Genomic DNA, 26,669 nt, shown 5'->3' with positions numbered 1-26,669 from the left:
GATATATATCCCCGTGAAATATACTATTAAGTTATAAAAAAGATGGCCGTTAATGTTAATGTGACCCCATTAAATCAAATCTAAAAAAAGTAACTATTGAATTATCAACCTTAGGTTAATGGAAACATAAATAGTAATTTACCATCCATAATGAATCTCGAAAAATAGAATTTTATGAAACGGTTTATAATTCTTAAAAAAATGTTACACGACAAATACTGATTAGAATAAGAAATGAATTCCATTCTTAAAAAAAGAATATAAAGGAGAAAAGATATTTCTCCTTATTTTTTAACTGTTATTTTTACTTTTTTGCTTGTTGCTTTGTAGTTTTTGTTTCCTTTAAACTTAATAACTGCAGTGTATTTGCCTTTCTTGGTTAACTTCTTAAGGTTAAATGTAGCCTTACCCTTCTTGTTGGTTTTAGCAGTGTAAGTTTTTTTACCGACCTTAATGGTAACTTTCACTTTACTGATTGCTTTTTTACCGGATTTTAAAGTGATAGTGTACTTTTTGGTTTTCTTTTTGGCTTTGAAAGTTTTCTTTTTAGCAACAATCTTGGTAGCCTTTTTAGTAACCTTAGGAGTTGGTTTGACCGGTTCTTTGATGTTTAAAGTAGTGTTTTGGGTGATTGGAGCATACTTGCCGTCACCTGAATAGCTAATGCTAATCTTGTGATCACCAGCAGTCAAATCAACAACAGTAATGCTTGCAGCACCATCTTTCAACTCAGCAGTCTTAACAATCTTACCATTGTCAATATTGACTGTGAAAGTACCTGTAGCATCTTTTTCTAATTTGATACTGAAGGTAGGTGATTTTGTGTTTGCCGGAACATTGGTAGTGAAAGCTTGAGTTGCTGGAACTTCAACACCTTTAACTGTTGCAGTTGTGTTTGCACTGTCTGCATTGAAAGTTTCATCACCAGTGAAAGTGGCATTGATGAAGTAATCATCAGCAGTTAAATTGTTAAATGTGGCATTACCTTTACCGTTTACTACATTAACAGTTTGGTTGAGGGTGCCTATTTTAACAATTACTTCTCCAGTGAATTTTTCATTTGCATTAACAATAACAACTAGAGGATCACCATAAGTGATTTCATCAGCGCTAATGCTTAAATCGAGATCCAGCTTGTTTACAAAGAATGAAGCATTCTTTTCACCAGCGTTGTATTTGTCATTACCGGTAAAGCCTACGGTAATGTTTTGAGGACCGTAAGGAACATTGGTGATGTTGAATACCAAAGTACCGTTAACAACATGTTCAACTACCGGATCAAGTTTGTTAATGGTTACATTAACGTCTCCGTTAATGTCTTCGTTCATTGTAACTGTAACGGTAACGTTTTCATTAATCACAGGTGTTGAGTATTCAATGCTTATTGTCGGATTGACTTTAACAACCTCAAATGTTATATTGGACTCTTCACTAGGATTATAGTTGTCATCACCATTATATACTGCATAAATAATGTATGTTCCATTAGCCAAAGAGTCAAAGACTGCCTTATCAGTAACATTAACTGTTTTATTGTCTGTGTTTAATCTGAAAGTAACATTACCACCAGCATTTGCAGGCACAATTGCCTGAACAGTAATATTATCCCCCACCGGAATGGTTGGGTCAATTAGGATTTGTACTGTTGAATTGGCCTTGCTGACAGTGAAAGTCTTAGTTATGGTTGTTGCTCCGAAATTATCATCCTCAGCATATTTGATAGCAACAGTATAATCACCAGCAGGCAAATCATTAACACTTACAGTAGACATATTATTGCTGAATGAATCTGTAACAGTCTTAACAACTACATCATCCTTAATGAATTGATAAATAAGATTACCAGATTCCAAATTGGAAATGTTAACTTTAACTGTAACATTATCACCATAAACACTGTCTGAAACATTACTCATTGTCATGTTCAAAGCAGGTTTAGCCAATAAAAATAGTGGCTGATATTTGACAGTGAGATCGCCTAAATAAGTGGACTCAGGAGTACTGTCAAAGGAAATCTCTTCAGGCTGGGTAACTTCAGGAACAGTATACGCAACAGAATAAACACCATCCTTATAAGTAGCACTATAAGTTACACCATCAATGCTAAAGTCTAGTTTAGGAATATTAATATAATTGCCCATATCATCAACTAAAACCGCAGTAATATTAATAACATCACCACTTGTTGCAGATAACTGAGTATTATCTAAAACTGTAATTGTAGTTGAAGAATTGATAATGCCCACACCAGTAACTTTTAATTCAAAATTATAACTAGACTGAACAGTATTATTCTCAAAAACTGTAGGGTTTCCAGCAATACCTATAAATGAATCACCATTTAACTCTCGGAAAATGCAAGAAGAAATATTAGCTTTGAAAAAATTATTTGATTGTTTTAAAACTTTAATTATTTGTTTGGAAACATTATCAAAAGTACAATTATATATTAAAATTTCCCCATTTGATTGTAATATAATCCCATTAGTACCAACTGAACAATTTGAAAAATAACAATCACGAATATTCAATGAAGATTTAGATGACGCCAATACATCTGATTTATATTTAAAATCAATGAAACTACATCCTTCAATAGATATGTTATTACAAGTTTTTAAATATATTAAATAGTCAGCATTATAACTACCTTTAAATATAATATTTTTAAAAATAATATTATTGGAAGAGTCTAAATTAAATTCTTTAGATAAATAATTTGATGTTGAGTTTATCATTACTTTTCCAGAATTTTCAGCCATTATAGTAATATTATTCTTAGATTTGATGGAAATTACATCATTTTTATTGGCACAAGTCCAAGTATAATTCCCATCCATCATATGTACAACACTATTATCTCCAATTGAATTTAATGTAGTTTTAAAATCAGCAGGAGCGTCTTGAGAAGAACCATTTCCATTTCCTATAGGAGACACATAAACATGTGTTAAACCATCTTCAAAGTTACCTAACTTACTATCAGGGTCATTATCAGTAGTTTTTTGACTTAAATCTTCATTTAAATAATTATCGGAAATAATGGAATCTCCATCATCATTTATTTCCAAAGTAATATTTTCATTAACTTCCCCTGCAAAAATGAAATTCATACTTAATAATGTAATAAGAATTATTGTAAATGAAAAAATATATTTTAATTTCATTGTAAAACCTTCTGAAAAAAATAATGAGGATAAAAAATTAAAAAATAGAGATTAAAAAAATAATTTAATTTAAGAGTATACATTATATTAAAAAAGTCCCTTTAATCTCCAATATTATCCCCATCAAAATTCCTACCAATCATAAGTTAGGTTTCCTCTTGTATAGCGTAAAAATCACCATTACTATTTCCAATATAAACAACGCCTGAATTATCCACTAAAATGTCTCCAACAATAGAAGATGTGGCATTAAATGCATAACACAAACTACCTTCTAGACTATCAATATCAAAAGACATTAAATCAAATACCCATAAAATTCCGGCATCGTCGCCAAGATAAAGATAATCTTCATCGCAGCACATTGCTGAAGAAACTGAGTTAATATTGAAAGTAGTAACTTCACAAGATAATGAAGAACCACTATAACTAGCAAGATAGATATGGCCATTAGTATCTACTGTGTAAACACTTCCAGCACCATCACTTACTAGTTTATTACAATTTCCACCTAGTAACTCAGAATCAACGACATTTAAACTGGAATCTAATAAACAGAGATATGTAGATCCACTAATGTTTCTTAAAACACAAATATTACCATTACTGTCAATTACAGGATTGCCGATAGTATCAGCAATACTTGTCATAGTATTAGTAAGTAAATTATAACGAACCAAACCATTAACAGTATTTACATAAAGGCAATTACCATAAATAATAGGTTCAGACAACATTGTTTGAGAATAAATAGGCACACCATTAATTTCTAAAATACTATTATAATAGACATAATCCCCATTTTCATATTTAACCATGGTAATCCATAAGTTAGAATCGGCACCATATCCATTTTCACTACAAATATAAAGAGTATTATTATACATCACAGGAGCATAAAAACTAGATCCTTCAAGAATTGATGCATTGGTTAATGAATCACCAGTATATAAATCAAGAATGTATAATTTATCTCCTTCACAAGGAGCATAAACAACACCATCTTCAACAATTAAACCACAGAAACAACCAGCTACTCCCTCAAATACATCCCAAACATAAGTACCATTAGTATAATAACAGTACAAAGTATGATTAGCAGGAATCAAAATATAATCTCCTACAATAACGGGAGCGCCAGTTAAAATATCTTCTGCATCAAAAGAGATATTCCAATCCACTACACCTAAAGCTACTTCATCAGGAATGGCAATAACACCGGTTTCATTTTCTTCACCGGGATTAACATATTCGCTAATGTCATGGAAAATATTATGAGTTCCATTATCAACACTTAAATAATCTTGATTATAAGCATAAATTGAACCAGAAGAATTATCTTCTCCCCAAAATTCATTATAATCATATGCTAAAAATGCTTTATTTGTTCTTTTAGTAGTGTAGTGATATGCTATATCATTACCTTCACTTGCAGTATTATTAACAAATTGACAATTATAAACATTTAAATGACCAGCACTACCTGCAAAAATAGCTCCTCCTTTACCATTAGCATAATTATTGGTAAAATTACAATTATTAATAGTTGTTGTTGAAGAACCACTAGCAATAGCACCACCATTAGTAGCATTTGCTCTGTTATTTTCAAATCTGGAATCATCTACAACCAAAGTACCAGACATTATAATAATAGCTCCACCATTACCGGAAATGCCAGTGTTATTAATGAAATCACAATTTTCTACAATAATATACGGAGCACTACCCTGATAGAATCCAAAAATAGCACCTCCACCTCTGTTTGTTGTTGCTTTATTGCCAACAAAAGTAGAATTAACAACTCTTAAATAACTGTAGGTACATAATGCACCGCCATTCCATCCTGCGAGATTATCTTTAAAAACAGAACGGATAACAGTAGTATTAGCATTTGTGTGAGTGTGTATTGCACCTGCCCACATTGCAGCAGAATTATCTTCAAATGTAGAATCATAAACAGTCAAATGACCACAGTTATTAATTACACCCGGTTCAACATTTGCATAATTATTTTTAAAGGTACTGTTCCTAACAACCATATGAACATTATTGACATTAGTTTCATGATAGTTACTTAAGGTACCATAACTTGTGCTACATTTTTCAAAAGTAGAATTAATAATTTCACAATAACCATAGTTTAAATGAACTACAACCTGTTTTGTTGAAGTTGCAGTTATATTTTCGAAAGTACAGTTATCAATAATATAATTTCCATTTCCAGCAAATTTCATAAGAGTGTTTCCACCACAGTTCTGGAATTTAATATTTTTTAAAGTTATTGATAATCCATTTGTTGTTGATAAAAAGAGAATATCACTATAACTTACCGCATTACTTGAACTACTTCCGCCAATATAAGTATCAGCAGAACCTACAATTGTTACATCATGATTAATAGTGATTTGACTGCCAGGAGTCAAATTAGACTCAATACTAACAACATCAGGACCACTACTTCCACTAACTGCACCAGCCAAATCAGACCAACTATTAACTGGTGTTGGATTTCCTAACCTAACCTGTGCATCACTTTCATCCATACCAATATTATCATCTAATGATTCATCAACAGATATAATTTCATCTGCTGTATCACCAGTTGATAATTCACCTATATCATCCATGTCTTCAGCAGAAACACAAGAAATTCCCACTAAAAGCACGATGAAAATTAAGAATATATTTAACTTCTTATTCATATTCATTTTCCCACCATTTAATTTTCTGAAGGGTGAATCCGATGTAAATATCTAATTATACACCAGATAATATAATTATAATCAAATAAACCATCCTGTAATCGATTACAAAAAATCAACTACAACTGATAATCTATCTAATGAAATGTTATATATAGTAAAACATATATAAAATTATCTTAACTTATGATAAAAACATGTTGAAATTTAATATGTTTCTGCTGAAAACATGATGGAGAAAAATAAAAATGAAATTGAAAAAATACTTACTTATCCTTATAATTTTATTCATAATATTAAATATAACTTGCATTAATGCAACAGAAAACAACACTGTTGAATTAGAACTAAACAATGACAATGTAATAAACATAACTGAAAATACTCAAAATTCTCCAGAAAACAATTTATTATCCCAAAACATAAACAACCAAACACCCCAACAAGAAATATTAACACAAAACAATAATGAAGACACATTGTCAAGTTTCATACCCTACAGCACACAGATAACACTAACAGTCAACGACACCACAGATTTTGAAACAACTGGAAATATAACCATAAATATGCATTTTTCATTCATAACACCAGTACATGATGGTGAATTTAAAACCTATGATATTAATGTCTATGAAAACAATACAATAATAAAAAAAATAAACATTGGCGAGCAGAACCTACCCGAATTACAAACCAGTACCACATACGTTGCTGATGTGCCATTTAACTATACAGTACATCCAGATAGTTATTTAACAACATCATTATTCGGAGAATACTCCAACACCTTAAAATTTGAAAACATTGAAAAAATAATATTAACAAACTTAAACATTACACAAATAAACATAGATAACACTTACAACTCCAATGAAACATGGAACAATAGCATACGATCCCTACAAAAAGCATTAGAACTAGCAAAAAACAATGGAACAATTAACCTAAACAATATACAATTAATACAAGACATAACTCAAACAATCGCAATAAATAAAAATATCACAATTACTGGAAACAATGCACAATTCATTCTTCAAAAAACACAAACACTACTTGAAATAAACTCTAATTCACAAGTAACATTAATCAACTTAACATTCGACGGTAACAATAATTATATCATATCAAACAAAGGAAATTTAAAATTAATAAACTGTACATTTAAAGACAATAGTCTTGGATTAATAAATAATGCTGCCGAATTAGAAATCATTAATTGTAAAATAGAAGATATTAATCAATTCTACCAAACAAGACCCCAAACCAACAATAAAGGACTGATAAACAACAACAATATACTAAAAATAATTAACACCACATTTAACAATAACCAATATGTGCCATATCAATTGCCAAGTGACCCTGATAATTGGGAGGGAATAATCTACAACAAAGCAACATTAACGGCAGAAAATGTGAACTTTACAAATATTGATTCTAGAATAATTTATAATGACGGAGAAATTACACTAAAAAATACAATATTTGAAAACATTCATCCTGCAAACACCAAATCAATCTATATCAAAAATACAAACCAACAATTAAACAAAAACTATACTTATAACAATTACATAACTACTACAAATACCAAAACCATAAATGGAGGATCAATATACAACAACAATATAATTAAAATCGAAAATTCAATATTTAATAAAATCACCGGAAGCAACGGAGGGGCAATATACAATACAGGAACACTAACAATAACACAAACAAACATCTCAAACATAAACACCAAAGGCAATGGAGGAATATACAATACCGGAACATTAACCATTAACAGCTCCAGCATGACAAAATGTTCAGCAACATATGGAAGTGTAGCATATAATACAGGAACATTAAATATTACTGGTTCAACAATTTCACAATCCGGACAAGCAATATCAAATGAAAATAAAATGACAATAACACAAACAAACTTAATAAATAATGGTCGGTCAATAATTAATGAAAAAACTGGAGAAATAACACTATCCTACTCAACAATTAAAGACAATACCATAACCGTCACTGCCTATGGTGACGATTTTGCTGCCAACTTCATTTATTATGGAACAATAAAAAATCATGGTACAATGAATGTATTAAGTTGCATATTTGATAATAATGCCCTTTCAAGTTATTATCCTCAAAATGGAGGTATTGGTGCAGCAAATATTTACAATGACGGGAGAATAACTGTAATGTATTGTTTTTTATTAAAAGCAAGTATTTATACTGCAATGTATGGTTCTGCACCAGCTACTTTTTTATATAATGATGGAACAAGCAATGTAAACTATAATTACTTCACCATAACACCTGATTGGAGAATTATACGTAATGCAGATTTTAACTATTACTTCACTCCAGCATTTGAAAATGATTATTATCCGATAAAACTTAATGAAACTAAAAATATTACCTTAACTTTAGGAGTGACAAATGGTGAAAACACAATCATATTTAATGACTGGGACAAATTGCCGCAAAAAGGATTTAACACAACAATAAACACCATCAATGAAAACGGAGAATACATAAACATTACTACAATATTAAATGATTACTACACATTCAATTTCAACTATACAAATATCAAAGGAGAATATCTGATTTATGCAAATATTCTAAACTACAGAACAGCAGCACTCATTGATGTGGGAAAAGAATCTGCAGAAATGTTAGTAACCTACAACAACAATAATATCACTTATAATGATGGAAATAATATAACTTTCAAAATCAAGATTGCAGGAAACCTTACAACCCCAACAGGAAACATTACACTAACATTAAACAACCAAAAATACAATGTAAACTTAACTGACGGCGAATGTGATTTCACAGTACCAAGCAATTTTAAGCCGGGAAATTATACCATTAAAATTGAATATAACGGAGACAGCGAATACTTCAAAATACTTAAAAAATATTATAATTTCACAATATTTAAAATACCGACAGCAGTTAATATAACTGCCCCTGAAGTTAAATACAGTCAAACTGGAACAATAACAATAAAGCTCACACCAGACACTGCAAGATTATACGGAACATTATACATCGATGGTAAAAAAATAAAAGACCTCGCAGTGACAGATACAATAACACAAACAATCAACAGAGGAGTGGGTATATACAACCTTACATTAATCATCGATGAAGATGAATACTACACAGGATGCAGTGCAAGTACATTATTTATTGTTAGTAAATGGAAGACCAATTTAACTGTTGAAATTGCAGATATTAAAAAAGGTGAAAATGCAACATTAAACATTACAATAAATCCGGGTGATGTTCGTGGAGATGCAATTCTTCAAATCAACAATGAAACACGAAATATTTTCATAAACAATACCATGACACCAATTACATTGACTGATCTCGAAGAGGGAACCTATCATGTAACTGTATACTATCCGGGCGATAGAAAGTATGCTGCATCAAATGCCTCAACCACTTTCAGTGTTTCAAGAATAACATCCAAACTAACAGTCCAGTTAACACAAAACATTAATCTGACAGGCCATATGGAAATACAAACCGATCCTTTAAACTGTACCGGTGAAGTGATAATATTCATCAACAATGACAAAACCATTTTAAACCTTACAGAGGGTGTTATTAACACTGAAATCAAATTTAAAAGAGGAACTAATTATATATATGTACATTATGATGGAGATGACACATACTCTGTAAGCACATGGAACACCACAATAAACATTGAAGGAAATCCAGTATTGACTCTGGAGACACAGAAACTTGAAAGCGGAAAAACAGGATATGTGCGGGTAAACCTTACAGACACCAACAACATTCCTTACGAATACACCAATATCACAATAGAATTCCAAAACACTAACACTACAATAACCACAAATGAAAACGGAACAGCATACCTACCAATAAACACACAAACAGGAACATACACCATTAAAGCAACATATCAAAACGCAACAATAACCAAAAACATAACAGTTAAAACACTCACACAAATAAAAGTAAATATTCAAAACATTAACCAGGCAGATGACCTACTGGTATATGCAACACTAACAGACTCCAACAACAACAAATTAAACGGAGAAATCGTATTGGAAATAAACGGCAACTATTATAAAATCATAATAACCAATGGTGCAGGGTCAAGAAACCTTGGCGAATTCCAGACCGGAACATACACATATACTGCAACATATCCGGAAAACAATATATTATACTCCACAAACACCACCGGAAGCTTTAAAGTAAACAAGGACAGCTACAAAATAACCGGAAACACCGACATCACACAATACTACGGAGCCACAAAATACTACAAAATAAGGCTTACCAACAACAACCAACCGGTTAAAAATGAAATCATAACAGTAACCATCAACAAAAACACAGTCAAAATAAAAACAGATAATAATGGTTATGCCACATTAAAACTCAGCCTCAAAGCAGGAAAATACACAATAACCGCCACATACAAAAACGTTAAAGCATCCAACAAGATTACAGTAAAACCAACACTAATTACCAAAAACAAGAAAATCAAAAAAGGAAAAACACTAACCTACACTGCCAAACTCCTAAACAAAAACGGCAAACCACTAAAAAACAAGAAAATAACATTCAAAATCAAAGGCAAAAAGTACAAGGCAAAAACCAACAAGAAAGGAATAGCAAAAATCAAAATCAAAAACCTGAAGGCAGGAAAATATAAAATCATAACCACCTACGGCAAACAGAAAAACACAAACACCATTACGGTTAAAAAGTAAAACACAAATCTAAAACCATCACCCATAATCTTTTTTTAGTACAGAACTTAATTATATTATTCATTAAAAAAATGAGGTTCATAAGAATTGAATTTCAAGTGTTGGCATAATAATTCAATTTCAATAAAATAAGATAAAATGATTAACTACATTCAAGTAGCTAATCTTTTTTTAGTATTCTTCGTTTTCTCTGCGTTTGTAACCGATTACAAGCAGTATCTCACAGACAACCGCCAGACCAATGAACTTAATCATGGAATCTGAATCCTCAACAATATTTTTTGTTATCTCATAGGCTTTACTGGTATCCTGTGATGCACCGCTGCTTCCGGCAGCACCTGCTGAAGATGAACCGGATGACTTTGAACTTCCGCTTGATGAAACACCCTCAACACTTGGATCAGTTGCGGTCGAATTCTGGTTCGGCACAATCATGTTGCTGTTATATGAGTTGCTTGTTGTTCCCTCGTTGCTGAATGAGTTTTGAACATTCTCCTCACCGCCAAGGTTGCGTTTGGTTGACAGGCTTTTACCATCATCTCCGCTCAGGTCAGGAAGACCGTTGTATCCGTTGTCTCCGTCGGCACTGTCGGGTGTGGTGAATCCACCAGCATTATTCCCACCTGTGTTGAATGCTCCGGTACCATCACCGCCGGATATCAAAGGATTTCCTCCAGGAAAACCAGGCTTTTGAGGAGCAATACCGCTTCCATTTATAACGTTCGTATAACCGTTCACGTTTTCAGGCGGTACATAGTTGAATTCATCGCCGCCGTCGATTTCATTGCTTTGGCGTTCCAAGTCATACTCAAATATTGTTATTACACGGTTTCCGGAAAAGTAATTGTTTTTAGCTGCATCAGTATCGGCACCGATTGAATCCCCACGTTTGAACGGATCATAATTGGTGTCGGCATACTTGTCTGTTCTAACCAGCGTATTGTTTGTTACTGTGGTATTGTCAGCGTCAAGCATGTGTGATACGTAGTATCCGTCACTTATTACGGTATTGTTGACTACCCTGTAGGAGTGTGTGCTGTCGGTTTTCTGTGAATATGAAATTCCATAGATGTTATCTTCCTTTCCAACGGCCTGGATGTTGTGAACTTCAATGAGGTTGTTCATTATGATGTCATTGTTGTCCTGTGACTCTATTCCTGCAACCAGTGCCCAGCTGTGGTTTCCCGCCCTTCCAGTAACATTAATATGATTGTTTAAAATCGTAATGTAGTTGTCGCCGTTGAAGTTGTGGGAGTATATTCCGATGTTCGGGCCGTTGCTTTTGGTGTATATCTCATTGTATTTTATGAGTACGTCGCTGGCAGGTCCGGTCAGTTGTATAGGATATGCTGTTCCCGCTGCAAATGCTCCTCCCTTGGTTTCAACATGAATGTCGTTTCCTTCAATAAGCATATTGTCTGCACGGTATATGTCGAAGGCATAGAGGTAGTTGGCCTCGTCCTTATACGTGATGTCATCCTTTAAAGTAATCCTATTGTTTGTAATATTGCAGTCATGTGAATCGCAGATGAATACACTGTCAAGTGTCGGATAGGCACATTCGGGACGGACATTAACATTGGCATTAATAACATTATCAGTGAATGTCAGATTGTTGCAGTTGCTAATTCCGACTGCCAGTGCGAATTCGGATTCAAGAACCGCTGTTGTTGACTGGAATGCAACTGTACGCAAAGGCAGTTCCGCATTAATCGTATTGTTTAAAAACAATGCGTTCGGTGAGTATTCCAGTCTGACGGCAAATGCACGGCCTTCTCCACGGTTGTCGCTTCTGAAGTTTATTGTGCAGTTTACGACAGTCAGATTGTTGATCATGTCATATTTGGTGCCTTGTGAAAATATTCCATATGCATCGCTATTGCGGGAAGCGTTGTAATCAATATTTACATTGCAGATTTTTGTATTGCTTGCTTTCCACAATTCAATTGCCGCATAATCATTGTCCTCTAAACCTGTAGTTTCGACTAATGTGAAATTGTTTAATGTCACATTATTTGCCCAGATACAGAATGCAATGTTTTTTAATGTATGGTTATTTCCATTGATGATGACATTGTCTGCCATGATGTTGAAAACTCCGCAGTCCTCCATATCCTCTGTTATGAATATTTTGGCATTTGCATAATTATTTTTTAACATTCCTCTTTTAATGTAATTCTTGTAGTTGTCCTGTGTCATGTTGATGACCAGATCCGGAGTGTCCGGCTCAATGGTTAGTTCTGTTTGCTGATTATCCAAACTGAGCATGTCATCAGCATCCATGCTGGTCTGGTTTGAATCGGTTGTGTTTTCTTGAGCTGAAACGCATGAAATTAATACGAATGATAGCAATAATGCCATAAACATTAATTCAAAGGCTTTTCTTATAATTTCCACCTCCTAAAACCATCGATTAAAAATATTTTAATAAATATTAAAATATATTTTAATTTTTGTATCAACAACAATATAAACTTATAGCAAGTAGGGATGAAAAAAACATACCACCAACAGACAAGATCCAAACATCTAAAGGACGATAAACTGATATTAATAAACCTATCGATTGATTGTGAAAATAGACTAAAAAATTATATTTATGAACCTAATTTTCAGAAAAAAAATAAAAAGTCAGTATTATAAAACTAAAATTTTAAAAAATTCAAAAAGTTAGTCTTATATACCTAAAAAAATATACTATTGTTATGGTTCAAAGAGATTTATACATGAAAGAAATTATTCCATTAATCGATAATGAGTTAATCAAAGTAATTACTGGAATCAGAAGATGCGGCAAATCATATATGTTAGGATTGATTAAAGAAGAACTCCTCAAAAGAGGAGTAAAAGAACATAATATAATAATCATTAATTTCGACAGTAAAAAATACAAAAACATCAACAATAATAATGAACTGGACAAAATAGTTGAAAAATCCATTAAAAATAAAAAAGGAAAAGTATATCTATTTTTTGATGAAATCCAAAATGTAGGAAAATGGGAACGTTCAATTGCAGGATATAAAATAGATTACGACTGTGACATTTATATCACAGGTTCAAACTCCAATCTATTATCAGGGGAATTGGCAACACACCTGACCGGAAGATATTATGAAATAAAAATGTACCCCTTCTCATATCAGGAATTTCTCGACTTCCATCAGAAATCCAGCAGTTTAGACATGTTCAATGAATATCTCCAATATGGCGGAATGCCTCAGACATTCCTACTTGAAGATACACAAAAAATAAACTACCTTGATGATTTATTTAACTCAATTTTCTATAAAGACATTGTCAAAAGATACCAAATAAGAGACATTGACATCCTCGAAAGACTAACAACATTCATTTTCGACAATATTGGAAACATATTCTCCGCTTCAAGCATTGCAGAATACTACAAAGAAGAAATGAACATCAAAATCTCAAACAAAACCATAACAAACTACCTAAAATACCTGGAAAATGCCTGCTTTATAAAAAAAGTAAAAAGAGAGGATTTAGAAGGTAAAAGCATATTAAAATTCAATGAAAAATACTATGTAACCGATCATGGTTTTTGTGAAGCAAAAGCTAAAGGAAACATTGACAACATAGGAAGAGTAATGGAAAACATTGTCTATTTTGAGTTTTTAAGAAGAGGATGGAAAATAACAATCGGAAAAACAAAAAACTATGAAGTAGACTTCGTATGCAGAAAACACAAACAGACAATATACATACAAGTAAGTTACATACTTGAAAACGATGAAACAATTGAAAGAGAATTCAGACCATTTTCAAAAATCAAAGATCATTATCCGAAATACATAATAACAATGGATCAATTTGACAGGTCTCGTGATGGAGTAAAACACATTAATCTCTTAGATTTCCTAACAAATGATAAACTAATCTAACATGAAAAAATAGTTTAAAACTTTAAAATAAATAATTTTGAATCTTGTTTTAAATTTTAAAATATTCATTAATCATTTGAGAGCCTATAAACTGATATATTAATAAACCTGCCTATTAATGGAAGATAATAGTAAAAATATCTTCCAAATGGCATCATCCGATGAATTTCTTGTGAGCTATTTTTACATTGCTCTGATTTACCATGGCGTATTGCATTGTGGTGTCAATCTGCACATGCCCCAATAATCTTTGAACCTGTTCGATCGGCATTCCCTTATCTATTGCCTTGGTTGCCATTGTTCTTCTAAACTTATGAGGATGTACTTTTTTAATGTTGGAAACACGGCCAAGTTTGCGCATTCTTTTCTCAACTCCAATTATTCCAATCCTGTTATGAGGTTTTCTGAGGGATACGAAAAGAGCAGGATTATCATCATCTCTAGACTCCAAGTATTTTTGCAGGTGAATTTTCGTTTTTGCATCAAAATAAACAATACGTTCAGATTCACCTTTGCCTAATACAAGACACTCTCTTTCATTAAATGAAACATCATTGATATTCAAGTTTACAAGTTCGCCTACACGTATACCTGTTGATGCTAAAAGTTCAATGATTGCCAAGTCTCTGAGGTTATTGCAGTTATCCCTTAAGACTTCAAAATTCTCATCACTTAAGACCTCCTTAACGGCGTTTTTAGTTTTAATCCTGTGAATCCTTCTTACCGGATTTTTAACAATGTAATCCTCATCCTCAAGCCAGCTGAAAAAACTGGACAACACACGTCTTATATTATCAATTGTCGATTTGGATACATTGCTCTGATTTTTATAATCTGAGAGATATTTTCTCAAATCATCAGTGGCAATGTTTTCGATTTTCAAATTGACTTCATCCAGCATTTTCACAATCGTATTTTTATAGTAAGTGATTGTCTTTTGAGAACATCCCTCAATTTCCTTAGCTGAAAGAAAAGATACTAATAATTTCTGGTTTTCCTTTGATACATCGACTGGTAAATTCTTATCAATCTTGACAACTTCAAAATCATTCAAAATTACCCTAAGATTTCTGTTAAGTTCATATATCTGAATTTCACTTAAATGAGGTTCCATTTTAGTTTTAATTAGTCTAATTAATTCATCTTTCATGAAAATCACCATATGAAAGTATGGATTCAATAGATTTTTTACATATGGATTAATTAAATCAGATTTAAAAAAATAGAACTAATTATTATCTATTTGAAAACATTTAGAATAAAATTTATCAATATACTATTTTGATTAAATGAATTTTTCAGCTTCTTTAATAAATTCTTCTGCTTGTTTAATTCTTTTTCTAGCAATTCTTTCATCAATTTCATCGATTGCATCATAATCTGCATTTTCACGTTGTGATTGGGTAGATGCCAAAAACTTATATTTTTCATATGAAAATTCATCTTCTTTAACATAATGTGAATTAAATAAATGAATCAAACCAGCATGAGTTTTAGGGGCTTTAATTCCTTTTTTAAGAATTAGTGCCTTAGCAACTAAAAACATGGCATAATACGATAAGCTAACAGCATCTGAATAATCATCCATAGAATATGCTGTTTTTGCAAGAATTAGTTTTTTATTAGATTTATCAAAAAATGCTTCAGTTTCATCCAATTTCAACACCTTCTGAAAGAACATTACTTAAAAAAGAAAAATGTTGAGTACTGTTGAATCTTTCTTCAGACATTATATGGGCAGAAATCAATTCATTTTTATCATGCATAATCCAAGCCACTTCATCATCAATTTGATCTTCAATTTTTTCAGGAAAATTAGATACGATTAAGATATCTATATCAGATTCATGGGTATCTTCATGTCTAGCAACAGAACCAAATAAAATAATTTTAAGTATATATCCTGAATTTATTGTCTTTGCAAACTCCTGAGCAATCTCATATCTATTGTTCATAAACAATCACCAACGATTATGCCTATAATAACCTATTTCAATTTCATCAATAATAAACATTATTAAAGTGCGACTTTATGAAAAAACACAAATGTTTGAAAATAATGTGTTATCAGTTACAAATCATTATTCTTGTCCAAAGCATTATTCGTAATTCTGATTGCACCTTCACAATGAATGCGAACTACCGGATGCTCGTTATTTTCAGCAACGGACTGTAGTTTATTCAAATAGGGTTTCACATACATAGGTTTTCTTTTTCCAACTACCCTAAACATTTCAGGTGCTTCTATTCTGACTTTTTCGTTTGAATCATCAATCAAATCACAGAAAATGTCCATTTTTTCACAAAATAATTCTGGAGAATTTGTCGCTATGTTTTCACATGCCCAAACGAATGCAAGGCGAACATTCCCCATATCATCATTTCGCATATTCATCAGTTTATCAAGATAGGGAGTCACAAGATTCTTATCTGCTCTTCCAATTCTTCCCAATGCATTGATTGACCTTTCCCTTAGTTTTGGATTGTCATCATCCATATATCCTGCAATTTGATTAATATAGGGTTTGACCTGTTGAGGATATTTCAATCCCATTTCACCAAGAATCCATAATGCCTTTGCCTTAACATTGACAGAATAGTTTTCATCCAGTTTTGCTGCAACATCATCGATGTGGTTTTTCCAGTTTTCATTGCTTTTCTGAATTTGCCTTAACTCTTCAAGGAGTTCCTTTTCAGATATCATAAAAATCAGTTAATATAAAAAAAATGTGAGTAAAATTGAGGTTTAGACATCAATTTTACTGTTAATCAGTGAGTCATCACCGGCAGAAATTATCTCCCCGTCAAGAACTTCGATAACTCTGTCTGCAAGTTTGGCTACATCCATATCATGAGTTACAATTATTAGTGTTACATTCTTACTTTCATGCAAATCAATTAGTTGCTTAAGGATTTTGCTACTTGTCTTTGAATCAAGTGATCCTGTTGGTTCATCTGCCAATATTATTGATGGGTCATTTGCAAGTGCACGTGCGATTGCTACTCTCTGACGCTCCCCACCGGATAATTTTGAAGGCATGATGCCTGCCTTGTCCCTGAGGCCAACATCACCCAGAAGCTTCAATGCACGGTTTTTCATCTCTGATGATGACATTTTTTGTGTAAACATTGGAATTTCAACATTCTGCCTTACGGAAATGTTTGGAATGAGATTGTGCAGCTGGAAGATGAAACCGATCTTTTCACCTCTAAATTCATTTAACTTTTTAGATGATTTCAAATCGTCACCTGCAACATTTATGGATCCTGAATCCGGAACGTCAAGTGCTCCAAGCATGTTTAAAAGGGTTGATTTACCTGAACCTGAGGGTCCAATGATTGATACAAACTCACCTTCCTTGATTGTGAGATTTATTCCGTTCAATGCCTTGATTTTGCCGTTTTCATAGCTTTTAAATAAGTCTTTAATTTCCACAGCATTCATTTTTCCACCTCACTCATACCTCAATGCTTCTGTTGGAGGCAGTTTGACCGCCTTGATTGCAGGATACAGTCCACCAATGATTCCGACCACGATTGCTATTGAAAATGCCTGAATGAATATTTTAGGTGTGAACAACGGTTCTATTCCCATTTGAGGACCCAGTAGTGTGCAGGCTAAAAATCCTATTAATGATCCGATAATTGCTGATACGATTGTTATCACAAGTGATTCTCCGACAATCATTCCAAGAATTCTTGTATTTGACCATCCAACAGCCTTTAAAACACCGATTTCACGAGTTCTTTCAAACACTGACATGAGCATTGTGTTGATGATGCCCAATCCACCGACAATAATTGCTAGAAGTGAAATTGCCCATGTGGATGCCTGAAGCATGTTGAGCATGTCACCCATCTGCTGCATTTCCATAACAGAAGTTATTGTTGCAATATCATCACCGTATTTCTCATCGATTCTGTCTGCAACGACCTGTGGGTCTTCGCCCTTATTCACCTTAACATAGATGTTTGAAATTGAATCCTCATCATCCATAAGCTCCCCAACCTTGGATATTGATGTGAATACTCCACCTGCCATGTTCTGGTCACCGGTTTCATAAATTCCCACAACTTCAAAGTCTTCTCCATCAATTTTAATACTGTCTCTTACTTTGTAGTCATTGTCATCGGCATAGATTTCACCGAGAATGGCCTCGTTTTCACCATCTTCAAATATTCTTCCTTCTTTCATTGAAATATCTGCCAATGTGGTTCCTGCAGGATCAATTCCAATTAACGTATTCATGTAGTCATCACCGACTGATGTTAGGACAACATAAATCGGATAAGCCTCCTCAACACCTGGAACATTAGCAATTTTATCTGTCCATGATGCGTCGATTGTATTTGTTCCATATGCAGAATCCCCGGTTTCCTTTCCTGAAATTGAAAAGTCGGCACCTCCTGCATGTATCGTATCTTCAAATGTGTTGACTAAACCGTCAGTTATTCCACCAAGAGCAACTATTACAATTATTCCGATTGCAATTCCGACAATGGCAAGAATTGCACTGGTCTTTCTCCTGAATGGGTTTTTAAGAATGAATTTTAAAAATGACATAATACTAAATAGTTTTGTAATATATAAATAAGTAAGTGTAGCATCAGGTGAGATGCAAAAAACGGGTGATGAAATGCACAAAGAAGTTCTGATTGAAAACATTGACAAGATTCACACTACCGAAATGGGTGTTGGAAGAATACAGAAAAAACTTGGGGATAAGTGATGATCTGTAGGTTACTGTATTTCAAAACTTAAAAAAGAAGATTCTATTGTTGTTAAAAAGGGTAAAAACTATTATGTTGAAGTTGATGATTGCAGGATAACAATTAATTCAAGCAGTTTTACCATTATAACAGCTCATATTATACAATAATGTGAATGTTTTAGTTAATGAACATTTGTATTTAAAAATTAAAATTAAAACAAAAAATGAGTACAATCTAGAAATCTAAAATAAAAAAAAGAAGAGATTAAAAATCTCTTTAAATTTAATCATCCATATCTTCGAATCTGGATTCTAATTTTTCCATTACACCAGGAAGTGAAGTGTATTCCATTTCTTCAGCAGGTAATCTGTGAGGTTCGAATGGACCGTGTCTTCTGATGTAAGTTGCAATTTTAGCAGCTTGTTCACGGGTTGGATCGAATGCTGGGTCGTCGAATAAGTCGACTGGTCCGATTAATTCACCGTTTGCTACTTGGAATCCTAAACCGACTACTCTAGGTGGTCCGTCGAATCTGATTGGGTTTGCTTCTGCTTCGGATACTGGCATCATTGGACCGTTGTGTGATCCTCTCATCCATCCGCTTACCATGTGTGGGAATGCAAATGGATCTACACATTCACCGTTTGCAGGGAAACCAGATTGTGCTCTTACGATACATACCGGGTCGTCTTTACCAACGTATTCTCCAGCCATTAAGTTTAATCTTTCAGTACTTATTGCAGCTGCGATTTCACCGTTTTTCTTCCATACTCTTTTGATTACGTATCTTCCGGTGGAACCGATTAATGCAAGTAAGTCATACATTTCTTCAGGACAGTTGAGAATAACTTTTCTGTGTTCAATTACATCGAATACTTCAAATTTGAATCCATCATGTAATGATGGGTCGATTACAAGCCCTGCAGTGTTGAATGGGTCTGCAAACATTCTGAATACTGGTAAGTTAAATGCACCAGGTTCGGTTTTGTCACAGCAGAAGATTAAAACAGGATCAGATGGTCTTTCTTCGAATTCGATTTCTGCTACACCAGGACCCATACCTTTGATGTTTCCGGAGAATGTATCAGATAATAAGTCTTGACCTGCACCGTATAATTTCAATTCACGTGCTCTTTCAGTAGCTTTCATGAATGCATCGTATGCGGTTTTGTGCACTTCTTCGTTTTCTACCCCTTTATCGTGGGTCATGATTAAATCTATATCGTCTCCACAACGGGAGATATAGTAATCTTTTATGATACCTGCTTCTAAAGCTTCGTTTAAAACTTCATCACAAATATCCATTAATTCTGGGTGTGCGACACAGTGTCCGGACACACTTCCAATATCAGCTTTAATTACACTAACTGTAGTTTTCATTTTTTATACCTCGATTAGTAAATTAATTATTTACTAGACATATATTATTTTTAACTAGTATACTATTTAATTATTGTTATCTTGAAAGCGACAGCCATGAAGTCAACTCTTAATTTCTGTTTTTCAAACCAGCAAGTTACCTCTGAAAAATAATTATTGAAACTGCCAATTGTCATGAAAATCTTATTTATAGTTGGATGAACCTATTGTGACAATATTGTTTAATTTTACTTTTAAATCGTTTCAAAAGAAATTTAACTTTAGTGATCATTCACAAAACACTAATCTATTTAAAAATATGAGAATGCCAAAAAAACAAATAGTCCCGAGCGGAGTCGAACCGCTGTCTCCGGGTCCAGGGCCCAGAAGGATTGCCACTACCCTACGGGACTATGTAATTATTTTTATACATACCAATATATAAATTCAATGATTAAAAAAAAAGTTAATAGAAAACTTAATCAAGTTTTCTAATTTTTTGAAATGCCTTTTCGATTTCAGCATCCTGATTTATTTCCTCACATACATTTTTAACTATTTTTAAATCAGCATGTGTTTCAGGATATCTTGGAACCGCACTGCATCCGCCGTCATCGATTTCAGATATCGGAAATGTTCCAATCTCTTTTGCAATGGCAGTGATTTCCTCCTTGTCAAGCCCGATTAATGGAGACAATATAGGCATATCCACGCCGTAACGGGTAGCTAAAATATTGGACAATGTCTGTGATGCAACCTGACCAACACTGCTTCCGTCAACTATTGCATCAGCGCCTAATTTTTCTGCCAGCTTTTCGGCAATCCTGTACATTCCGGATTTACACAATACACAGGTCATTCTTTCAGGAGCTTTTGTCTTTGCAACAGTCAGGTATTCACCATAATCCATTACTCTTTTTTTGATTGGTGTTCCGTGTGCATATTCATTTAGCTTATCCACTAACCTGTTAAAGTTTTCAGTGACTTTCGGACCTGAAAACGGATCATTATTGCAGTGAAGCGCTACAACTTCGCAGCCTCTTTTCATCATAAGGTATGCTGCAACAGGAGAATCGATACCACTGGACAAGAGAACAACAACTTTTCCCTGTGTTCCTAATGGTAATCCTCCAGGACCTCTGATTTTTTCATGAAAGATATAGGTGTCATCTTGCCTTACTTCAACAAAAATTGTCAAATCAGGGTTTGTCAAATCAACAGGTGCTGAAACGACATTTCTTACAACACCACCACAATGTGCAGCAAGTTCCTGTGAAGTAAAATCGTGGTTACCTACACGACGACATTTAACTGCAAATTTGGTGTTTTCATCCAAGACCTTTTCATCAATTAACTGTTTTGTGTATTCTGTTAAAGTTTCATCAATGTCTTCATAAGTTGTTTTGGTTGAAACCGCCGGAGAGTATGATACGACTCCGAATACGTGGTTTAACTTTTCAACACCTTCACTAAAATCTTTTGGATGAACATATATTCTTCCTTGGTTTCTTTCGACTTCACATTCAAAAGTAGCTTTAATATTTTTAACTAGCTTTCTTTCAAAACGTGACCTTATTTTAGGACTTTTAATTCCTATTTCGCCATATCTTGCGATAATTAAATCATAATTCATTTAAACACTTCTTTATTTTTTAGTACACGCTGAAAAGAAAAAATAGCAATCCCTTCTATACTAGTTCTTCAAAATATAACAGCAAGTATAATTTTAAATATTAATAATTAATAAAAGTTTTGAAAAAATAGAAAAAAAGGAAAAATTATTTTCCTTTAATCAAATCAACTGCAGTTTGGATTGCTTCATCCATCTTGTCAGCATTTTTACCTGCACCTTGAGCAAGTGTTAAACGGCCTCCGCCGCCACCTCCTAAAACTCCGGCGGCTGTTTTGATAATCTCATTGATTTTTATATCCTTATCAATAGCATTCTGTGAAGCTGCTCCAACGATTTTACCATCATTGTTTCCCATGATGACAACATCTGCCTTGCCGTTGTCGGTAAAGTCAGTTGCCATTTTCTGCAGTTCCTTAAAGTCTGCTTCAATCAGTTGATGAACGACCTTGAGTCCGTTGATTTCATCATATTCGTCAGCCAATGAATTCATTTTCAAACTGGCGATATCTGATTTCAGACGGTCGATTTCGTTTTTCTGTGCTTTCCATTCGCTGAAGAATCTGTCACAGGTTTTTGGCAACTGATCGTTTTCAACCTTAAATATTGCTGAACTTTCCCTTAAAAGCTCACCGTCATGCTGCATTGAATCGATTGCCGCAAGACCTGCTGAGAAATCAATTCTTTCAACACCGTCCTGAACCCTTTCGGTTTTGTTGATTTTAATAGGTCCAACTACACCAGTTCTAAGCACATGTGTACCTGCACATGCCTGTACGTCAACTCCAGGGATTTTAACTACACGAATCATTTTTCCTGGCACAATTCCTCCCTGATATAAAACAAATCCGTATAACTCCTGTGCTTCATCACGGGTGTGGAATTGAATGTCCAAATCAATGTTGGCCATGACATATTCATTAGCCAATTTTTCAATTTCGTTCAGCTCTTCCTGTGTGATACGTTTGTAATGTGACAGGTCAATACGTGCTCTTGTCAATGCATTTTGTGAACCTGCCTGCCAGATGTGCTGTCCGAGAACTTTTCTTGCAGCTGCAATTACCAGGTGAGTACCTGTGTGGTGGCGTGCAAGAGTTATCCTTCTTTGCCAGTCAAGTTCCCCTGTGACTTTTTTGCCGACAACATCATCAGCCACATCTTCATCTACATGGTGCAGAACAACATTATCTATTTTTTCGGCATGTTTCATTTTAATGTCAGTTCCATCTACAGAAATTATACCTATGTCTGAAGGTTGACCTCCTCCTTCAGGGTAGAATACAGTTTTATCAAAGATTAAACATTTGTCCCCATCTTTTTCAATTAATCCTAAAACTTCTGCTTCAAATTCTTTTTGGTAGAAATCTTTATAGAACAATAACTCAGTTTCAGGGAAATCTACTTTGAATGTGGATTTTTTGTTACTTGTATCTTTCTCGTGAGCTCCTGCTACTTGAGTGAAGAAATTATCAGGAACATTTACAGTAAAATCATCACCTGCCATTTCAACAACAGTTTCTGGAGGAATTCCATGAGCATCATACAAATCAATCAGCATATCAAGAGGCATTTCAGACTTGCCCTCTTTTTTAAGTCTTTTAATTGATCTTTTAACTATGCTTCTTCCTTTCTTAACAGTCGCAGCATATCTTTCCTCTTCCAAAGTGATAATGTTCATGATATGTTCTTCGGAATCTCTAATTTCAGGATAGAATTTGGATAGGAAATCCAATTGTATTGCCATTACATCCGCCAAGGATTCTTTCATGTTTAATTCTTTCATGAAACGGATTGTTCTTCTTAAAACCAGTCTTGCAAGATAACCTTCTTTGACATTGGACGGAATGATACCGTCAGCAATCATGAACGCAAGACAACGGGTATGATCAGCAATAATGTAAATAGCTTCCATCGGTTCAGCAGCTTTCAAGTATTCGTCAAGTGAGAGATTTAAACTGTCTGCAACTTGTTGCCTTAATTCTTTCAAATCACCAATGTCTTCAATATCCATCATTCCGGCAATCTGAGCATTTCTTCCCTGAATATCCTCATTGATTTCAACGCCAGTCAATTCTTTTAGTTTGTCAACCACCGGTGCAAAACAAGCATCATAAGCTGTAGGAGTACCCTGAGAAATCCATGCGATACGTTCCAATCCGTAACCGGTATCAACAACCTTGATTGGAATTTCCTTTTTGGAACCGTCTTCAAGGGTTTCATATTGGATGAAAACCAATGTTGCAAGCTCGACTCCTCTGCAACATACCTCATAACAAGGTCCTTCGTTACCTCCACCACTCCACCAGGATTTGATGAAAGTAATCTCTTCGGTGTTTATTCCGATGTGTTCAAAGAACTTGTGACATAATTCGATTGTGCGGTCTTCCCAGTAAATGAAGTCATCTTCCTTGTTGATTACTGTGTGTGTTCCCATTGTAAAGCAGGTCATGTGACGGCCGGTTCTTCCAACGTTGTCAACATCGTTCAATCTTATTGAAGGCTGTGCCATTTCGATTGGATTTGCAGGTGGCTTTACAAGACCTGATGTAATCCATGGCTGGAAACAGAAGATTGAAGCCCCAACTAAAAATACGTCATCTCTCCATCTTTTAGCAAGTACAGGATATCTGTGGACATGTGTGTGCCCTTCGCTTTCTAAAAATTCTCTAAAAACTTTCTGGATTTCATATAAGTTGTATGGTTTGTCTGTTGCTGGATTTGCAATAAACTCATACTCATCACATGGAGCATCTCCACAAGTATCACGATCCACTTGTGAGTAAAACTCCTGTCCGCAAGTTTTACATGTTTGTTTTTTATAACCAAGTTCATCAAAAATTTCTACCATATGAATCAGTTTAAATAATTTATTAGTTTATAGTATATATTTCAATTAATAAATAATTAATGAAACTTTGATGAAAAAATAGTGTTTTGTAAAAATCTTATAAAAATAGTATCTAAAAATAGTCTGTGATTTAAAAAAAAGAAATAAAAAAAGAAAGGTGATAGATTTAAAAAATCTATCCGAAGAGAGCACCTAATCCAGCTGCTGCTTCTTCTTCAGAAGCTTCTTCTTCTTCCTCTTCTTCTTCAGCTGCATCAGCTGCTGCAGGTGCAGCTGCTGGTGCTGCTGCTGCCATAGCAGTAGTTTCCATAGCTTCGTCGATGTCAACATCTTCTAAAGCTGCGATTAAAGCTTTGATTCTTGCTTCATCAGCTTCAATTCCTGCTGCTTCAATAATACTTTTAACATTTTCTTCGTTAATATCTTTTTCTGCACTGTGCAAAATCATTGCCGCATATATATATTCCATGTTATCACCATTAATTTATTTCAAAGTGTTAGTTTTTTATAATAATAAAAATTTTAAATTAATTTAACCGAAGAGAGCTCCTAACCCAGCTGCTGCTTCTTCTTCACTACTTTCTTCTTCTTCCTCTTCTTCCGGTTCTTCTTCTTCAACTTCCTCTACTACTGGAGCAGCTGCTACAGTAACATTAGAAAGTTTTTCAGCTAATTCATCGTCAATAGCACCAGGTGCGTCAGCAACTTCGGATGCTAATGCTAACATTTTAGCTTGTGCTAAACCAATGATTGGTTCTGAAGTTTCAGAAGTCATTATTGCTGCTTCTACACCGACATTGATTGCTCTGGTGTAAGCAAGAGTAATGATAGTGGAAATAGTTTCGTCAGTAGGGATAGCTGCGTTTACAGATAAGTTGAATGCATTTCTGAATGCATTTTGTACGTCTGCTAATGGTTGTTCTTCATCGATTGCAAGTACGTCTGAAGTGTAAATTGCACCTTCTTCATATACTGCTTTTAAATCAATTCCTACTTCCATCGGATTGATGTCCATTCTTGATAAGGTTGCTGCAACTTGTTTGGATACTTCTTCACCAGCTGCTACTACGACAGTTTCTTTTTGTACGCAGATTTTTCCTTTATCAATTTTTGCAGGAATACCCACTTGTTGTAATTCTCCTAAAAATGGTCCTGGTTCGAATCCAGTGTCCCCTTCAGGTACAATAATATCGTCAGTTGCAATAGATCCTGGTTTTGCAGGAGCTGAGGTTTTGCTGTCTTCCAATATTTTGTATAATTTGAAAGGGTTCATTTCAGTTGCGATAAGTGCAACTTGACCATCCATATGTTCGGATAAGTCTACAACGTTGGTTTTATCAGCATTACAATCTTCGAGAGCTAAATCGATAAGGTTTTTCTTAGCCATTCTGATAACAGCTTTTCCTTTGAGAGATTTTCTCATTTCTTGGAGCTGTTTTGCAGGAATGTTCATTAAATCGACAATACCGACAACGTCGTATTGGTCAATGATACCTTTTAGCTCTTGGACTTCTTCCTTTTTCCATTCAGCAACATGAGCCATTAGATCACCCTCACTACTGGTCCCATAGTT

16 protein-coding genes, 1 tRNA gene and 1 pseudogene are annotated in these 26,669 nt (G+C 34.0%); 3 read left to right on the top strand and 15 right to left on the bottom strand.

Translation table 11 applies throughout. The annotated features are described in order from the left end of the window. Positions 1–284: 284 nt before the first annotated feature. On the bottom strand, positions 285–3,167 hold the full coding sequence (locus IJ258_RS11910) for an Ig-like domain repeat protein (RefSeq protein WP_292807169.1): 2,883 nt from the start codon (positions 3,165–3,167) through the stop codon (positions 285–287). A 146-nt stretch (positions 3,168–3,313) separates the two neighbouring features. Next, entirely contained in the window at positions 3,314–5,875 is a 2,562-nt protein-coding gene (locus tag IJ258_RS11905; protein ID WP_292807167.1) for a hypothetical protein, read from the bottom strand. Positions 5,876–6,117: 242 nt separating this feature from the next. On the opposite strand from IJ258_RS11905, the gene IJ258_RS11900 reads away from it, so the two are divergent. Beyond that, a complete protein-coding gene (locus tag IJ258_RS11900) occupies positions 6,118–10,641 on the top strand; it encodes an Ig-like domain repeat protein (protein ID WP_292807165.1) in 4,524 nt (1,507 codons plus the stop codon). A 171-nt stretch (positions 10,642–10,812) separates the two neighbouring features. On the opposite strand, the gene IJ258_RS11895 is transcribed toward IJ258_RS11900, so the two are convergent. Continuing rightward, complete coding sequence (locus tag IJ258_RS11895; RefSeq protein WP_292807163.1) at positions 10,813–13,038, bottom strand: right-handed parallel beta-helix repeat-containing protein; 2,226 nt, start codon at positions 13,036–13,038, stop codon at positions 10,813–10,815. A 329-nt stretch (positions 13,039–13,367) separates the two neighbouring features. On the opposite strand from IJ258_RS11895, the gene IJ258_RS11890 reads away from it, so the two are divergent. Further along, entirely contained in the window at positions 13,368–14,546 is a 1,179-nt protein-coding gene (locus IJ258_RS11890) for an ATP-binding protein (protein WP_292807161.1), read from the top strand. A gap of 154 nt (positions 14,547–14,700) precedes the next feature. Here IJ258_RS11890 and xerA read toward each other — a convergent pair whose 3' ends face one another. The 6 genes from xerA to IJ258_RS11860 form a co-directional block, all read right to left on the bottom strand. Continuing rightward, a complete protein-coding gene (gene xerA / locus IJ258_RS11885; protein WP_292807159.1) occupies positions 14,701–15,696 on the bottom strand; it encodes a site-specific tyrosine recombinase/integron integrase in 996 nt (331 codons plus the stop codon). A gap of 135 nt (positions 15,697–15,831) precedes the next feature. After that, positions 15,832–16,203, bottom strand: coding sequence for a HEPN domain-containing protein (locus IJ258_RS11880; protein ID WP_292807157.1), 372 nt, complete (start codon positions 16,201–16,203; stop codon positions 15,832–15,834). After that, a complete protein-coding gene (locus IJ258_RS11875) occupies positions 16,196–16,501 on the bottom strand; it encodes a nucleotidyltransferase domain-containing protein (RefSeq protein ID WP_292807155.1) in 306 nt (101 codons plus the stop codon). The genes IJ258_RS11880 and IJ258_RS11875 overlap by 8 nt, the downstream gene beginning before the upstream one ends. A gap of 116 nt (positions 16,502–16,617) precedes the next feature. After that, positions 16,618–17,250 (bottom strand): sister chromatid cohesion protein PDS5, encoded by a 633-nt coding sequence (locus IJ258_RS11870; protein ID WP_292807153.1) that lies wholly within the window; start codon positions 17,248–17,250, stop codon positions 16,618–16,620. Positions 17,251–17,292: 42 nt separating this feature from the next. After that, complete coding sequence (locus tag IJ258_RS11865; RefSeq protein ID WP_292807151.1) at positions 17,293–17,991, bottom strand: ABC transporter ATP-binding protein; 699 nt, start codon at positions 17,989–17,991, stop codon at positions 17,293–17,295. Positions 17,992–18,000: 9 nt separating this feature from the next. Then, the gene (locus IJ258_RS11860) at positions 18,001–19,110 is read right to left on the bottom strand and encodes an ABC transporter permease (protein WP_292807149.1); all 1,110 of its coding nucleotides are present in this window, start codon (positions 19,108–19,110) and stop codon (positions 18,001–18,003) included. A 124-nt stretch (positions 19,111–19,234) separates the two neighbouring features. Between IJ258_RS11860 and IJ258_RS11850 the strand changes: the two are divergent. Continuing rightward, positions 19,235–19,426 (top strand): annotated as a pseudogene (locus tag IJ258_RS11850) (DUF3781 domain-containing protein). Positions 19,427–19,541: 115 nt separating this feature from the next. On the opposite strand, the gene fbp reads toward IJ258_RS11850, so the two are convergent. The 6 genes from fbp to IJ258_RS11820 form a co-directional block, all read right to left on the bottom strand. Next, the gene (gene fbp, locus IJ258_RS11845) at positions 19,542–20,639 is read right to left on the bottom strand and encodes a fructose-1,6-bisphosphate aldolase/phosphatase (protein ID WP_292807145.1); all 1,098 of its coding nucleotides are present in this window, start codon (positions 20,637–20,639) and stop codon (positions 19,542–19,544) included. Between the two features lie 320 nt (positions 20,640–20,959). Next, a tRNA-Gln gene (locus IJ258_RS11840) sits at positions 20,960–21,031 on the bottom strand. 65 nt (positions 21,032–21,096) lie between these two features. Next, positions 21,097–22,251 carry a tRNA uracil 4-sulfurtransferase ThiI gene (thiI, locus tag IJ258_RS11835; RefSeq protein ID WP_292807143.1) on the bottom strand — a complete coding sequence of 385 codons (1,155 nt, stop codon included), beginning with the start codon at positions 22,249–22,251 and terminating at the stop codon, positions 21,097–21,099. 145 nt (positions 22,252–22,396) lie between these two features. Beyond that, positions 22,397–25,096 (bottom strand): alanine--tRNA ligase, encoded by a 2,700-nt coding sequence (gene alaS / locus IJ258_RS11830; RefSeq protein WP_292807140.1) that lies wholly within the window; start codon positions 25,094–25,096, stop codon positions 22,397–22,399. A 175-nt stretch (positions 25,097–25,271) separates the two neighbouring features. Continuing rightward, the gene (gene rpl12p / locus IJ258_RS11825; protein ID WP_292807138.1) at positions 25,272–25,565 is read right to left on the bottom strand and encodes a 50S ribosomal protein P1; all 294 of its coding nucleotides are present in this window, start codon (positions 25,563–25,565) and stop codon (positions 25,272–25,274) included. Between the two features lie 63 nt (positions 25,566–25,628). Next, positions 25,629–26,639, bottom strand: a complete 1,011-nt coding sequence (locus tag IJ258_RS11820; RefSeq protein ID WP_292807172.1) for a 50S ribosomal protein L10 — start codon at positions 26,637–26,639, stop codon at positions 25,629–25,631. Between the last annotated feature and the right edge of the window lie 30 nt (positions 26,640–26,669).

It is taken from the genome of Methanobrevibacter sp., assembly GCF_017468685.1.
Taxonomy (GTDB): Archaea; Methanobacteriota; Methanobacteria; order Methanobacteriales; family Methanobacteriaceae; genus Methanocatella.
Note: the sequence above shows the minus strand (reverse complement) of the source record. Positions and strands in the feature narration are given on the sequence as shown.